Annotated in this window: 11 protein-coding genes; 4 read left to right on the top strand and 7 right to left on the bottom strand. The window is 39.7% G+C overall.

Annotated elements, in window-relative coordinates:
* The first annotated feature begins 72 nt into the window (after nt 1-72).
* A complete protein-coding gene (locus tag PX700_RS02560; protein ID WP_479519760.1) occupies nt 73-1170 on the top strand; it encodes a polysaccharide lyase family 7 protein in 1098 nt (365 codons plus the stop codon).
* On the opposite strand, the gene PX700_RS02565 is transcribed toward PX700_RS02560, so the two are convergent.
* Entirely contained in the window at nt 1171-1572 is a 402-nt protein-coding gene (locus PX700_RS02565) for a nucleotide triphosphate diphosphatase NUDT15 (RefSeq protein WP_415636487.1), read from the bottom strand.
* A gap of 186 nt (nt 1573-1758) precedes the next feature.
* Between PX700_RS02565 and PX700_RS02570 the strand changes: the two genes are divergently transcribed.
* Together PX700_RS02570 and PX700_RS02575 are read left to right on the top strand one after the other, a co-directional pair.
* Nucleotides 1759-3642: a propionyl-CoA synthetase gene (locus tag PX700_RS02570; protein WP_479519761.1), complete on the top strand. Its 1884-nt coding sequence runs from the start codon at nt 1759-1761 to the stop codon at nt 3640-3642.
* A gap of 466 nt (nt 3643-4108) precedes the next feature.
* Nucleotides 4109-4966, top strand: coding sequence for an MBL fold metallo-hydrolase (locus PX700_RS02575; RefSeq protein WP_479519762.1), 858 nt, complete (start codon nt 4109-4111; stop codon nt 4964-4966).
* A 411-nt stretch (nt 4967-5377) separates the two neighbouring features.
* On the opposite strand, the gene PX700_RS02580 is transcribed toward PX700_RS02575, so the two are convergent.
* The 6 genes from PX700_RS02580 to PX700_RS02605 all read right to left on the bottom strand — a co-directional run bounded on the left by PX700_RS02580 (nt 5378) and on the right by PX700_RS02605 (nt 13541).
* Complete coding sequence (locus PX700_RS02580) at nt 5378-5722, bottom strand: PDZ domain-containing protein (protein ID WP_479519763.1); 345 nt, start codon at nt 5720-5722, stop codon at nt 5378-5380.
* A gap of 155 nt (nt 5723-5877) precedes the next feature.
* Nucleotides 5878-7170, bottom strand: a complete 1293-nt coding sequence (locus PX700_RS02585) for a sensor histidine kinase (RefSeq protein WP_479519764.1) — start codon at nt 7168-7170, stop codon at nt 5878-5880.
* Nucleotides 7167-7850, bottom strand: a complete 684-nt coding sequence (locus PX700_RS02590) for a response regulator transcription factor (RefSeq protein WP_479519765.1) — start codon at nt 7848-7850, stop codon at nt 7167-7169. Before PX700_RS02590 ends, PX700_RS02585 begins: the two co-directional genes overlap by 4 nt.
* The gene (locus PX700_RS02595; RefSeq protein WP_479519766.1) at nt 7850-11038 is read right to left on the bottom strand and encodes an efflux RND transporter permease subunit; all 3189 of its coding nucleotides are present in this window, start codon (nt 11036-11038) and stop codon (nt 7850-7852) included. Before PX700_RS02595 ends, PX700_RS02590 begins: the two co-directional genes overlap by 1 nt.
* Nucleotides 11038-12183 carry an efflux RND transporter periplasmic adaptor subunit gene (locus PX700_RS02600; protein WP_479519767.1) on the bottom strand — a complete coding sequence of 382 codons (1146 nt, stop codon included), beginning with the start codon at nt 12181-12183 and terminating at the stop codon, nt 11038-11040. The genes PX700_RS02595 and PX700_RS02600 overlap by 1 nt, the downstream gene beginning before the upstream one ends.
* Nucleotides 12180-13541: a TolC family protein gene (locus PX700_RS02605; RefSeq protein ID WP_479519768.1), complete on the bottom strand. Its 1362-nt coding sequence runs from the start codon at nt 13539-13541 to the stop codon at nt 12180-12182. The genes PX700_RS02600 and PX700_RS02605 overlap by 4 nt, the downstream gene beginning before the upstream one ends.
* 299 nt (nt 13542-13840) lie before the next feature.
* On the opposite strand from PX700_RS02605, the gene PX700_RS02610 reads away from it, so the two are divergent.
* Complete coding sequence (locus PX700_RS02610; protein WP_479519769.1) at nt 13841-16588, top strand: Ig-like domain-containing protein; 2748 nt, start codon at nt 13841-13843, stop codon at nt 16586-16588.
* Nucleotides 16589-16600 lie beyond the last annotated feature (12 nt).

Genomic DNA, 16600 nt, shown 5'->3' on the forward strand with positions numbered 1-16600 from the left:
AATTGGTATGCTAGATTGAGGTTAAACGATGCCTGTACCGCACAATTTTTGCTTCATCACACAGAGACAATAATGATAAAAAATACATCTACATTTAAACTCACAGCCTTAGCCGTTATAACACCTCTACTTTTTACCGCTTGCACAAGCACACAAAGTAATAATCAACAAAGCGATGCGCTAGTACCTGCAACTAAATTTGATTTATCGCAATGGAAAATAAATGTACCAGTCGACTTAAACAACGACGGTAAAATTGACACAATTGACGTTGAAGAAATTCAAACCTACTCGCATCCTGATTTTTTCTATCTTGATGAACTAGGCTACATGGTATTTACCTCACCAAATAAGGCACTTACAAGTGCTAACTCTACTAATACGCGTAGCGAACTTAGACAAATGATCCGTGGATCAAATACTAAAATTAAAACAAATAACCCGGGTAATAACTTTGCGCTGGCTGCTCATCCTTTAGCTGAAAAGTTTGGTGCTGAAGGCGGAAAAATGCAGGCTACATTAAAAGTAGACCATGTTGCATTAAGAGCTAAAAACTCAGATAGAGATGCTGCATTTTCTGTTGTAGTAGGGCAAATACATGCAGAAAAAAACAAAGCGCTTGTCGCAGAAAATTCTGGATTTGGCTGGGGTAATGAACCACTTAAAATATACTATAAAAAATGGCCAAACCATAAAACAGGTTCTGTATTTTGGAACTACGAGCGAAACTTACCAAAAGCAGATCCTGACCGTACAGACATTGCTTACCCTGTATGGGGTAACACATGGGAAAATCCTAATGAACCAGGTTCTGAAGGTATTGCGTTAGGTGAAGATTTTAGCTACACAGTAAATGTATATAAAAATACAATGTATTTAACGTTCACTGCAGAAGGTAAGCCAGACGTAAATTACTCGATAAATCTTGCTAATAACGTTGATGCTTATGGCAAAGTAGACAAAAAAGATCATCCCCTTGGTTATGCAGGTGATTCTAATTACTTCAAAGCGGGTGCATACAACCAATGTAGTACCAAAGATGCTCCAGGTCGTTGGTATGCTGCGTGTTTAGGTACGGGTGATTGGTCTACAGATAAACAAAATGGCGATTACGCTCAAGTAAGCTTTAGTAAACTAGCGTTAAGCCCAGCGACACCGCCAACAAAATAACTAGGTTAGTACAGCCTCAGATAAGTAATTTTTTAATGATGTAAACAGTGGCGTTGGTAGATTATTAATATCGCACCAGCGCCACTTTAAACATTTATTAGGCTCTTTAAGCTCAGGCTCTCCGCCTTCAAAATCAGCTTTTACATACAGCGTAATATAGTGTTTGTTCTCTGCTGTAAAAATATCATTGGTAAAATCAAGCTTAGTAATTTTACTTACCTTTAAACCTGTTTCTTCAAACACTTCTCGTATTGCACATTGCTCAACACTTTCACCAAACTCTAAATGTCCACCAGGTGTTGCCCATGTATTAGCACCATGCGCGCCAATACGCTCACCTAGTAAAATTGTGTTTTGGTGCTTTATGATAACCGCCACACCCACTCTTACTACGTTACTCATATCGTATTTTCTCTTATTTTTACTGCCCGCCATGCTGAACCACACGCTTTGTGTTGTCAATTTTGTATTTTTAAAACCAGTGTGTTGATTAACTTTTAACCGACCAAGGTCGAATAGCTTGCTTGCTAAAAAAAGCCTACATTTTGTAAGGTCTCTCACACACAAATTTAGCTTTAGGAGCCTTACATGTCAGGCAAATATAAACAGCAATATAATGCCTTCAAGCAAAACCCAGCCCAATTTTGGCTCGAACAAAGTAAAAATATTCCGTGGTATAACCCCCCCAAAAAAGCATATACACAAGACGACGATGGGCTTTATCATTGGTTTAGTAACGGGCAATTAAACACCAGTTTTTTAGCGCTAGACCAACACGTTATTGCCGGATTTGGCGAGCAAACAGCACTTATTTACGACTCTCCAGTCACTAATACAAAGCAAACTTATAGCTACTCACAACTACAACAAGAAGTTGCTAAATTTGCAGGCGTAATACAATCGTTAGGTGTTACAAAAGGCGATCGCGTTGTTATTTATATGCCAATGATCCCACAGGCGGTTATTGGTATGTTGGCGTGCGCTCGCCTTGGTGCTATTCATTCGGTGGTATTTGGTGGGTTTGCTGCACACGAATTGGCTGTACGCATTGATGATGCCAAGCCCAAACTTATACTTAGCGCCTCATGCGGTGTTGAAGTAAACAGCGTTATTGAATACAAACCACTTATTGATAACGCAATAGACTTAGCTGCGCACAAAGTAGAACACTGCGTTATTTATCAGCGCCCACAAGTAACCGCCACTCTTAAGCCTAAACGAGACATAGATTGGACTCAGGCAATGCAAACGGCTGCAAGCGCAGATCCGGTGCCTGTAAATGGTAGCGATCCGCTTTATATTTTATATACCTCAGGCACGACAGGCACACCCAAAGGCGTAGTGCGCGAAAATGGTGGTCACGCAGTGGCAATGCAATACAGCATGGAAACCGTTTATGGTATGAAGCCCGGCGACGTATTTTGGGCAGCGTCTGACATTGGCTGGGTAGTTGGGCACTCTTATATAGTTTACGCGCCGCTAATGTATCGCTGCGCGACCGTATTATATGAAGGTAAACCGGTTAAAACGCCCGATGCCAGTGCATTTTGGCGCGTGGTTGAAGAATATAAAGTAAATGCATTATTTAGTGCCCCCACTGCATTTAGAGCAATTAAAAAAGAAGACCCAAATGCCGATGGTTTTAATCAATACGATACCTCTAGCTTAAAACGTTTATTTTTAGCAGGCGAGCGATTAGATCCCCCTACTTACGAATGGCTTAAAGAAAAAACTAATCTACCGGTGCTCGATCATTGGTGGCAAACCGAAACTGGTTGGGCTATTGCGTGTAACCCTGTAGGGCTTGAGTACTTAGCAACAAAACCTGGCAGTTCTACCGTGCCTACTCCAGGTTTTGATGTGCGAATATTGGATATGGATGGCAATGAATGCGCAGCTAACGAGCAAGGCGCCGTAGTAATTAAACTGCCCCTTCCGCCAGGTTGCCTTCCAACCATTTGGCAAGATACCGCTCGTTTTAAAGCAAGCTACCTAAATGAATACGAAGGTTATTATTTATCTGGCGATGGCGGTTATATTGATGAAGACGGCTACCTATTTATTATGGGCAGAACCGACGATGTTATAAATGTAGCGGGACATAGGCTTTCTACCGGTGAAATGGAAGAGATAGTAGCTGCGCACCCTGCTGTTGCTGAATGCGCTGTTTTTGGTGTAAACGATCCTCTAAAAGGGCAACTCCCTATGGGAATGATCGTGCTTAAAAATGATTTTATGGGCTCAAGTACCGACGTAGAACAAGCGCTTGTTTTAAGTGTTCGTAATCAGATTGGCGCTATTGCGTGCCTTAAAAATATAGTCAGTGTAGATAGATTACCTAAAACACGCTCAGGTAAAATATTACGTAAAAATTTACGCCAACTAATTGATGGCGAAGAACTACAAATACCTTCAACCATAGATGATGCCAGTATTTTTGAAGAAATAAACCAACAACTAACACAAAGATAAACCTAACCAACCTATCTAAAGCCATTTTTATAATGGCTTTTTATTTCATCCTTATATTTGATCCTTTGACTTAGGTTTAGGTTTAGGTTTAGGTTTAGTTTTAAGTTTTAATTTAACCAATAACTGAAATTTTTTACGGCTTAATGCTTTCTTCTTTTAATAGCGTTATTAGGGTCTGTTGATCTTTGCGGATTAAAATTTGTTCAAACTAGGGGCTATTTAATCGCGGCGCGAGGCTTGTAACCTAGTGGGCTAAGTAAAAACCGAGCAACAAAGAGTAAATAGCCCCTAGGAAGAACCCTTTGGGCAGCGCCTGTTTGGCATTAATGCTACGTTATCGCCCATTTATGGGGAATAACCACACTACATAGGCTCTGCCTTGCCTAAATACCAAACAGACAGCTGTAAATTTAACCTTGAAAGATCAACAGACCCTAATTTAATCTATTTAAAAAAGGAGTGGTGTATGCCCCGCTTGCTACAAAAACTATTAACTACAGCCCTATTATTTATAGGCTTTGCCACACAAGCCTATGAAATAGAAGACTTAGGGGATGGCTTACACCGTTTTATAGACGACAGACACCGCTCAGTATTTTTAATTACTCCTGAGGGCGCAATTGTTACCGACCCGCTTAATAAAAAAGCCGCCACCTGGTTAAACGAGCAAATTAAAACTCGCTTTAACGTACCGGTAAAATATGTAATTTATAGCCATAATCACAGCGATCATATTTACGGCGCCGAGGTATTTAAAAGCCCGCACACCACGTTTGTAGCGCATAAACTCGCTGCGCAAGATATTAAAAACACACAAATGAAAACGGTAATGCCCAGCCTTACTTTTGATAACGAGCTACTACTTACCCTTGGTGATTCCACAGTAAAACTTAACTACCATGGTCCAAACGATGGTCGTGGTTCGGTTAGTATATTATTCGAAAAGCAAAAAACGTTATTTGTAGTTGATTGGATTGTTATTGGCAGAATGCCGTGGCAAAAGCTGTGGAGTTACGATATTCAAGGCATGATTAACTCAACCCAAGCGGTACTCAAATATAACTTTGATACTTTTGTAGGTGGACATGCCGATATTGGCAGCAAGGCTGATGTAGCGCGTTACTTAAGTTATTTAGAGCTTTTGTATAGCCAAGTAACCGCAGGCGTTTTAGCTGGTAATACGCTTGATGAAATTAAACAAAATGTAAAATTAGACCAATTTAGTGACTTTAAACAGTTTGATGCATGGTTACCACTTAACATAGAAGGCGTGTACGAGCGTTTAATGGAAGAGTCTGGTATGGGTTGGCGCAGCGATTTATAAGCTTTAGTCTAATAATACCAATTCCAATAAATAGCTGATCTATTTTACTTGCTAAAACAACCCATTTCTTTGTTGTAAATTTCGCAAAGGGAACAACCATTTACATCAATTTACGCCTAGAACTGAATTATTTTTTCGGCGTAAAATTTAGATCACATACTTAATGGAATTGGTATAATCATTGGTATTGCCGTATTTAACGCAATACCAATGTATTCATTAATTGGTTAAATAAGGTTATTACTGATCAAACCTTTTTAATCAATCCCAATTACTTTAAGCAGTAACCTACATACAAACCGAGTAAGTAATACTCCAATTGCATCTAGTTCATTTACACAAACCCACGCTTTGGGAATAACCATGCTTTATAGGCTGGGTATATTTAGGTATTTTAAAAACGTCTTAGGTTTACCAAGCATTCATAGGTATTTTTAAAGGTACCTTGCTACCATCTTCATTCTCTAAAAGTAATTGTAAAACCTCTCCAGACTCCTTGCGCATTAATTCTTTTGCTTCACTGGCAGGGCATCCCGGAATCTTACAATTTTCTATAGAAATGATTTTCTGCCCTGCAACAATCCCAGCTTTTTCAGCGGGTGAATTAGGTTCTACTTTTTGAATAATAAATGACGTTACTGTCGGGCTAAAAAAGCCATCAGCCCCAACGTTCCCTATAATTCCAAGTTTAACCTCCTCTGCAGCCAAGGCATTGAAAGAAATAATTGAGATTAAAATAATTATGAATTTGAACATATGAATTAACACTCCATGTAAGTCTATCGTTAGTATTCTTTACTATTTATAGTTTTAACAAATTACTTAACACATTACTATCACTAAGTTTTTTATATTCTCAGCGTTAAATTAAATATTTTTGAATGTAAAAAACCTAAGTATAAAAAAGTCTATTAACTAAAATCGACCACCACTTCGTAGCGCCCTGGCATGTCGTTTACTTCGTATACCCAACCGTGTCGTTTTATTATTTTTTCGCTTAACTCTAATCCTAAACCGTAGCCAATATTGGTAGTCTTATTTGCGCTATTAGTAACGTGTGACGTATCAGTTTGTGCGCTGCTATTTACTATAATTACGCGGCTACCTTGTTGAGTAATACGCACTTGCCCTTGTTGTGTATGCTGATACGCATTGCGTATCAAATTTGTAAGTACTATGTGGCATGCGGTGGCTTCGGTACTAATAGTCGTATTTTGGTTATCGGTATTTATAAGTACATCAACTTGTTTTGAATTGAGTAAATAATCGAGCTCGTTACCCAAGGTCGTTATTTTTTCGGCTAGGTTTACAGGCTCTGGTGAACTTTGCTGGTCGTCATTTCTGCTAAGCCACAATAACGTCTCAGTTAAATCGCTCATGGTTAAACCTGCGCGCTCAATTCGCTGCAGTGTAAGTTGTTGCTTATCGCTTAAAGGCGCTTTTTCGCTTAAACGGTTCAGTAACTCAACGTTGCTGCGAATAACCGAAATTGGTGTGCGCAATTCGTGGCTGGCATAACTTAAAAAGCGTTGTTCACGCTCTACACTTTCGTATACTGAAAGCAAGCTGCTGCGTATTAACGTTGCCAAGGTATTTAGTTCGTTATAGGTAAAATCGGGCGGTGTGTGTTGTAAATTTGTTTGATTTAACGATTTAGCCCAACCCCGCAGGGACTCTACCGGTTTTGCTATCTTTTTCATTACCATAAACAAAAAGAAGGTAAACAGCGCTATTGCCGTTATTCCCGTTAACGCTATCCATAATAACCTTTGTATTGGTTTTTCGGGTGTTCCTTTTTTTGGAAGGCGGTTTTCCTCAAGCATAATACGTGATACATAACGAGCTTCACCAGCAGGGTTTTCAAAATACACAACAAAATATAAGTCTTTTGGCATAGAAAAAAACGCTGTTTTCTCTTGGCTTTTTTGCAATATACCTCGCTCTGTAGGCTTTATAAAACGTTTCTTAATCTCATTTGGCACATCCTCCCAACGACTCGCTATATTAAAGCCAATCATTTCTTTCGGTTGCCCGTTTTTAACCTCAGCCGATTGCGAAAGTGCATGCATTACGCCATTCAAGCCTTTGTCTAAACCATCGGTAAAATAGCTAACACTTAAAAACGAAAAACCAATAGCCATTAACGAACTTAAAAGCACCATGCTGACAAAAAAGTACAACCTTAAACTAGGTCTTATTTTCATGCATGTGTCTCATTTTTTAGTTTTAATACAAACCCTACACTGGGAATTGTCTCAAGTACCGCGTGGCAATTAGCTTGCTCTAACTGTTTTCGTAAATGGTAAATATGTACTTTTAGGCTGTTACTGTCGGGCTGCGCTTCTCCCCAAATGGCTTGCATAATTGCGTGTCGGGTAACTGGTTTTTGTTGCTCCCTAATAAGTAATTCTAATAACTTAAAAGTAATAGGAGATAGCTTTAAGTTACCTGCTTCGACTGTTGCCGTATGCGCGGTTAAATCAAGTGTTAAATTAGCAAATGTAAGGCGTTTTACTTCACCACTTTTGCGTTTTGCTAATACTTTAACGCGCGCTACTAACTCTTTCATAGCAAATGGTTTTACGAGATAATCGTCACTACCGGCTGCAAATCCCTCAAGCTTATTGTCGAGGCTATCACGCGCTGTCAGCATTAATACTGGTGTATCAATGCCTCGCTCACGTAATGTTTTGCACATGGTTAAACCATCCATTTTTGGCATGTTTACATCTAATATAATCATTTGATATTGATTACGTTCTATTAAATTTAAACCCATTACGCCATTGCTTGCATGGTCACACTCTATTGACTCAATTTCGAGATAATCAACAATGGTGGTTGCCAAGTCTATGTCGTCTTCAACCAGTAGTACGTTTATCATTAAGAGGCTATTTCCTGCGTTTTATTTTTAGCACCTAGCGATTTTAGCACAGCATCAATACCGCGTTTAGCGTCGGTTTGAATCATCAACAACGCAGGTATAAGAATTAAAGTAATAACCGTGGCAAACAAAATACCGTAACCAAGTGATGCCGCAGCAGGGATTAAAAATTGTGCCTGAATTGAGGTTTCACTAAGAAGCGGCACCAAGCCTGCGTAAGTTGTAATTGAGGTTAGTAAAACAGCACGCAGACGACTCGTACACGACTCAACTATGGCGTCATGCGTATTCATATCCTCTTCTTTTGTTAGTTCGTTAAAACGCGAAACAAGTAATAGGCTGTCGTTTACCACCACACCACTGAGCGCCAATATACCGTTCAATGACAATATGCTAATGGTTAAGTCGTTCCACCAATGCCCAAGTATTGCACCAACTACACCAAACGGAATTGCTACCATAATCAACATAGGTTGAACATACGATTTAAGCGGAATAGCCAGCAGTACATATATAACTAATAAAGCAGCGACAAACATGGCAAGCATTGACCCTGTTGTTTCGTCTTGCTCTTCAGCCTCACCAGCAAAATGAATATTCAAAGTAGGAAATTGCTGAGTTAATTCTGGTATTAAGTCGCGTTGTAAATCAGCCACTAATTCGTTTGGAGCAATCACACCTTTATCTACTTGCGCACTTAAATAAATTGCACGAAGTCCATCAATACGCGTTATTTCATCGTGTTGGTATTCACTGTTAATTGTCGCTACGTTTACAAGCGGTACAACGGTGCCATCAGGCAATCGGATACGCGATTGCATAATATCGGCAGGTGTTTGACGGGCGTTCTCTGGATAACGTACACGTACTTTTATTTCGTCTTTATTACGTTGATAACGCTGTACAATTGCGCCGCCAAAGGCTTGCAGTACTTGCTTTGATAAGCTCGCGGTATCCATACCTAGGGCGCGACCTTGCGCGCTTAGTGTAAATTTTAACTGTGGTTGACCGGGATTTAAATTGTCGTCTATTCCGTTAACGCCTGCCGTATTTTGTAAGTGCTCTTTAAATAGTGCGCCCGCTGCCATTACGGTTTCGTCGTCCCATGCTTTAAGCTCAACTTTAAAGTTATCAACCATTTTACGCGTAGCTAATATTTGTAGCTTTTTACTGCCCTCAGGACTTGCGGCTAAACGCTGCCATTCTTGAGCAAATTCACTTGCTGTGAAAGCGCCATCATCTAATAACTCAACGCTTACCGTACCACTTGTATCGTTGCTACTAATTACTTGTAAACTGGTTATTTCACTTTTATCTGAATTAAACTTAGTCATTAAGTTTTGCTCAGCTTGTATTGCACTTTGCTCAAGCATTAGTAAGTTTTTGTTTGTTTGACCATAAGCAGCATCAGTTTGCATAACCAAGTTGGCGGATACGGTATCGCCCAGAATGCTTGGGAAAAAACCTACTTTTACTACGCCTGTCATTGGCATACCTATGACGAGTATAAAAAAAGCAATAAACCCAGCAACGACTGCATATCTAAAGCGCAATGAGAGTTCAATAACCTTACAATAAATGTTTTTGCTAAACCAATTTAGACCGCTATCGGCGCCATGTTGTATTTTGGACCATACCCCACTTAACCCTTTTTTAATTTGGCGCTTGGTACTTACATGGGCTAAATGCGAGGGTAATATAAGTTTTGATTCAACGAGTGAAAGCAGTAAACATATGGTCACTACGGTGGCAAATTGAGAGTAAATTTTGCCTAGATTACCAGATACATTCGACAGTGCCATAAATGCAGCAACAGTGGTCAATACCCCAAATATTGTCGGTACAGCTACTTTCATCGTACCCAAAACCGTGTTATTTATTGTATCGCCATGTTTTTTACGTGTAGTGTAAATACTCTCGCCGACAACAACGGCATCGTCTACCACTATGCCCAGCGCCATAATAAAGCCGAAGGTAGTCATTTCGTTTATGGTCAGTGCGGTGTAGCCATCGGTCATAAAATACAGCGTGCCAAAAAATACAAATGGCAAGCCACCAGCAACCCATAAAGCCACACGTACATTTAAAAATATGGCTAGTATTACAAACACCATAATAATACCGGTCACCGCGTTTTTAGTCAGTAGCGATAAACGTTCGGTGATCATGGTGCTTTTGTCATTCCAGCTTTCTAGCTCTACATTTTGAGGTAATAAACCACTTTCGTGCCACGTTTTTATTACATTATTAGCCTGCTCAACAATGGTGATTATGTCGCTGGTATCACCCATTAGAATTTCAACGCCGACTGCATTTTGTTGGTTATAACGACTTAGTGAGTTGTTATCTTCAGAAAAACTGTCGCTAACAATAGCAACATCACCTAATTTGATTTGTGCGCCAGATGCGGTAGTGAGTAAAACGATATTGGCAAAGTCGCGCTGCCAGTAGGCTTGGTCAGCCGCTTTCAGACGTATAATTTTACTGCTATCGCGTAAACTAGTTGATAGTGGGCTTGATGACTCGTTATTAATCACCTCACTTATGTCACTAATGGTTAACCCATAGGCTTGTAATTTACCTTCATCGATTTCTACTGACATCATCGGATCGAGAACACCCGACTGAGTTACATCACTAATACCTGATTGCGCTAATAAATCGGCTTTAAGTTTTTCACCTAGGTTTTGTAATGTATGGCGATCTGCATCCCCAAAAAGCTGTAGTGTTAATGCATGATCTTGCCTGCGCGCTTTATCAATAACAGGTTGCTCAGCATCAACCGGGAAGTTGTTAATTGCGTCAACTTGATTTTTTACATCAAAGAGTAGCTCATCTAGTGAATAATCTGTTTCTTTTTCAATGCTGACATGACTGCCGCTAGCATCAGATGTAGAGGTAATGCGCTTTATACCTTGTACTGTTTCAAGAGCTTCTTCTATTTTGAGCGCAATCCCCTCTTCAGCCTGTAATGCATCACCACTGTCATAAACAACTGATACCGAAACAGTATCAGGCTCCAAACTCGGAAAAGCTTCTTTACGCAACGTAGAAAGCGACATAATCCCCATTATAATCACGCTTATTAACAATAAATTAGCGGCAACAGAGTTATTTGCAAACCAGTTAATAATACCGTGCAACGGGTTATTACTGCTAGGTACTTGAGGTGGTTGATGAGGGCTCATTATTGTACCCCCTCAACAATTGGATTTACCCTCATGTCGTTTAAATAACTAACAAGTGGACGCACAACTACTTTTAAATTACTAACACCCTCTATTGGTGAAATGTATACGTAATCTCCACGCTCAAATACTTTATTGGCTTGTGTGCTTACTAAGTTGTTTTTATCATTCACGTACCAAATTAAGCCATCTTGCGATACCGCTGAAGCAGGTAGTTCAATTACGTTACTTAATTGTTTACCAGCAATTTCAACTTCTAAAAATGTACCTGGTAATAATGGCGTCGCTTGCTCAAACGGTTTATCAAGAGCAACTATAACGCTGCGCTGGCGAGAGCTTTCGTCTAGGTGTTGTTCAAAACGATCAATGTAACCAGTCCATTTGGTATTAGTAGCTACATCACTTAAAATAACCTCATTTGACTTATTATTTGCCAGATTTAGCCACTGATTCAATGAAAGCGGCACGTTTATTTCTACTTTGTCAGTGCTGTTTAATGTGGCAAGCGTATCGCCAATACCAACATAAGTACCTAAATCGATATCTCGCGATAGAATAACACCATCAAACGGAGCACTTAACTGGGTATTATTTACATCACGCTGTGCTGTTTTAAGTGCATATTGGGCGTCATCAAGCGTGGCTTGCGCGGCTTCTAGCTGCAAGGTTCTAAATACCAGTGGTGAGCTTGGCGCCTGCGTAACACCTGAGCGTTCCCATTCACGTTTTGCTTGCTCCCCTAAATCTTGCTCTTCTTGTAACGCGAGTTTCGCATCAGCGAGTGTGGCTTTGGCATTTGCGAGGGCTTGTAAGTATTCAGTATTATCTATTTTTGCAAACACCTGCCCTTTAGATACAAAGTTTCCGGTTGCAAATTGCTCACTCATATTAGTTACTTCGCCTTTAACTTGTGCTTTTAAGGTCAGTGTCCAATGCGCCTTTGCTTCACCATGTCCGTTCACATAAGCTTGGTAAGTACCCGCAACAGCATTAATTACCGATACATTTGGTGCAATAGCCCTAACCGTGGCAGATTTTGAGCTGTTAGCTTGTTCATCCATTTTTTTAGCGTTATACGCAACAGCAAGCCCTATACTAATAATTGCAACAAGGGTTACAACAACAGGTGTTGGCGAAATTCTCATGACGATACTCCAAGGCCCAAAGCAAGGCCTAAATCTATGCGGTTAGTTAAAAGGGTGTAGTTTATTTGACTAAGTTGAGCTTGCAGGTCGTATACTTTTTGTTGCACTGTTAGCAAATCTAAAATATCAACCAAACCTTGTTGATATTTACTTTGATAGTTACTAAAACTGCTTTTAGCGCTGGCAAGCGCATTGCTTATTTGTAGTCGCTGCTCGGTTAATGACTGCTCCTGTCCGAGGGCATTTTCTACCTCGTTTACCGCATTTAATAGAGTGTCTTGGTACTGCCAAAATGCTTGTTCAGCATTAAGTTTTGCTATATCAACTTGCGCCCGTAATGCACCGCCTTCAAATAAAGGTGCACTTAAGCTCCCCAATAAACTCCACACTGGGCTGGCTAATAATGCTTGGCTTGGGGTGCTTGCTAAATCACTTAATGACGCTGAAAGCGAAATGCTAGGCAGTAATTCTTTATAAGATACATCAACCAAGTAATGCTTTGCCTGAATATCGTAATAAGCACTTTGCAAGTCAGGTCGCCGTGCTAGGTCTTGCTCTGGTAAGGTGCTTAGTGGCTCAATAACGTTTGGCAGTGTTAAGGTATCTGGCAGACCCTCAAGTTTATTTGTGCCAACAATTAGCATTAAAGCACGTTTTGCTTTTGCTATTTGTTCTTGATAGTTAGCAATGGTTGCACGCGTTGATGACGTGCTAGCTCGTGCGGTATCAAGCGCCTCTAAATCACCTAATCCATATTGATAGCGCTCAACAATACTTTGTTCATTATTTTGTAAAACAACTAAACGTTGCTGCTCTATATTGAGTAAATTTTGTTGTAAAACAATATTTAAATAGGTACGAATAACACTTGCAACTAACGCGTCTTTTGCACCTTGATAAGTCGCTTGATTACTGGCGATGGTCATATCTTGCGCGGCCACATTATCAGCAATTTTTTGCCATATATCAGCCTCCCAACTTACCCCCACTGATGAGCTATATTGTGTACCATCGCTTTCACTGCGCTGGGCGTCAAACCCTGCATCTATACTAAACCACTGATTTGCAGCCGTTACATCACGCTGTGCATAGGCTAGCTTTAATGCGACATGCACTTGTTTAAATGATGGATTATCAGCAATCGCTTGCTCAATAAGCGAGTCAAGTCCATCTACATTCACCAAATCGGTAATATAATTTACTTGCTGTGCATTACTTTGCGCATACTTCCAATTAGTATACTGCTCTAGCGACTGCTCAGTACTTTGACCTTGATAACTTGGCTGACTACTACACGCAGCAAGCGTACAACTAAATGCAAGTAACAAACCCGTTGAGTGCTTTGTAAAATAAACCATTTAACTATGCCTAATTCGTACTATTACACATAGCTTATTAGGTCGAGGGTTAAGGAGGGGTTAAATGGTATTAACTGTTTAATTTTAGCTGGCCTTTATATTTTATAAGAACTAGCTAATACAATATTCTTTTTAAACTAGTTACTTATCTTTCGATTTTTGTGCGGCTTTACCTCTTAAAACTCATACTAATTAAAATAAACATTCTTATTTATGAGATAAATACACACCCTTGGATATGAAATACAATTGATATGCGTTATCATTCGCAACATCATTAACTTCTAATATTAACAATAATGAACAAACTCATTAAATTTACCCCTATTTTATGCGCACTCGCTTTAGCTGGTTGTGGAAGCGGCTCGGGCAACAATACACCATTATTTACCCAATCAAATTTAAGTTTTACGCTTAACGAAGATACTGCTTTTTCAGGACAGGTTTCAGCTACTGACGACGACCCGCTTAGTTATACTTTGGCGCAATCTCCAAGTAACGGCATTATTACATTAGAGGCTAATGGTGAATTTACTTACACACCACACGCTGATTATTTTGGTGAAGATAGCACGACTATTTCAGCAAGTGACGGCAGTTTAAGTGCTAATGTTGTTGTACGTTTTATTATTGAAAACATTAACGATGCACCTACTATTTCAACAACTAATGTTACGTTTACTACCTCAACTACAAGTGTAGGTAAAATAAATACTAGTGATGTTGATGGCGATGCAGTGAGTATTACGCTACTTACACCGCCAAGTAGTGGTGAAATATCTATAAATAGTGAAACTGGTGAATTTAGCTATGAGGCACAAACACTCACTACGCAAAATGATGAATTTACCGTTAGTTATACCGACGGCATTATAAGTGGGCCATTAACTGCGACTATTTCACTTAGCCCCTCTTATGTAACAAATGAAGACAAACGTAACTACTACTACAGCTCAGATAAGTCTCATTTAAAACAAGCCGATTTAATAACAGAAAATATTAACGATGAACTATCTCGTTATAGTATTTATCAAACTCAAGCTGCAGCTTATGCGCGCGCTGGTTTTTTAACTACCGCACAAGAGTATTTATTACTCATTAATGAGCAAACAGCACTTGCTGGTGGTCTTAGAGATGTAGGTGTTGCTTTAGATAGCATTAACAAAATAGAAGAAGGTGCAGAATATCGCTCACGCGCTTTAGCTGCTTATAATCAATATTTAGCTGAAAAAGGCTTTGAAAACATTAACCGAAATGATGCATCTTGGTTACTTGGCTTAGTGAATGATTACATGGATGTGGGTCAAACCGACGAAGCTAAAAGCTTGCTAAACACTATTAACAGCTATGCTGAAATTGTACGTGAAGAGCAGTACTCAACAACTTACGGTTACTTTCAAACAGCGTTTAAAAATGCAGCCGAAGGTGCATTGGATGTATATGCAGCGGATCCTTCTGACGCCAACAAACTGACAGCACAAACTTTTGCTGCTGCTCTTGTAAATATTTCAAGTAACACTGGGTATCAAATTCAGGGTGGTAGTGGTGAATTTACTGGTGAGAAAGTAGAAAAAATTAGAGCGCTTTATACCGCATGGGCAGCTGAAGTTTTATTTCGTGCTAACTCGCTTGAGCTAGCTCGTGAATATGTCAACCTAGCAATGTCGCTTTATGGCGTAACAGGCATAGATGAAAACTATGACTTTCCTACCTCTGAATATTCTGAAGCCACGTTAGGGACATATACTTACCCACTACAAACACTTGCAGGATTAATAGAAGCCCTTTACGACCTTGAGGAAAACCCTGCATTTGCCCTAGTAACATCTGATTTTGATATTAGCGGTGCTAAGCAAGTTATGTATAGCTTTAGCGTGGCTGAAAGCATCATGACAGGTTCTTCTGTGTCCGACGCTGCCGCTGAAGCTTTTACCTTTTTTACCGAAAAAGGCGATTATAATGAATTTTTCAAAAGCTTAATCGAAACGTCAAATAACGCAGGCACAGCGAAAGTGTTGTATCAGTTCGGTTTTACTGAACAAGCTAAGGAAGTATTAACTTATGCGGGTGAGTTTATTTCATCTGACGATTACATAAGCGCTGAGTCTTCAGCATCTTATTTAGCTGGCTCTAATGGTTGTGGTTTACTGGTTAGCATTAGCAAAGAAATTGGAACAGATACTACTGCTGCTGCAAATACTTGCTTAACTATGCTAAACAAACTGAGCTCAGGTACATTACGTACTTTAACCGACACCTCGGCAATTACCGTTCACAGCAATGTAATGGTATCACTTGACCGTGGTGGTTTGACCGACGAAATTACTGCTGTAAATACGCAACTACTTAGCAAAATTAGTGCGCTAGAAGATATTGAAGACCGTTTTGAATACAGTTTAGAAACATTAGGATATTTAGTTGATGCAGGTTTTACCAATTTAGCTTTAACTACGTTTAATAGTGCAATAGCTGAAGTAAACGAAAACTTAAGCACGCTAACGAGTGACCAACTACTTGATATTCTTGAAGCCCTTAAAAATGAGAGTATTTCAGTTAGCGCACCTAAAACCGGTTTTTGGGAACGCTTCAGCATGCTTTCAAGTATGGGCGCTAATGCAGGTACGATCACTGATTTTCGCAGCACCTATAGTAGTGTGAAAACACAAACCTCAGCACTAGTCGCTCGTATTGAAACCCTTATTTTAGCACAAGCCGATATAGTAATTATTGATGCTATGGAAGATTTAATTGAAGCACATACCCTACTTGGTGAGTATGACCTAGCAACTGCGCTTGTAACTAACGATGTAAATGGTGAAGCCAACCAACTTGAGCTGTACACCACAATGGCTGAATTAATTGCAAGCATAGATGACTTTAGAGATAACCGAGTTGCCAGTGTTGATACTGACCACGATGGACTCCCTAACTTTTTCTTAGCAAATGTAACTGATGAAGATATTGCTATATCGGGCTTAACTGCAGATGAAGATGCAGACAACGATGGCATTACTGACACCGAAGATAGCACTCCAATTGGCGAATAAATAAGAGAAAAA

The organism is Pseudoalteromonas sp. TP27 (genome assembly GCF_056470645.1).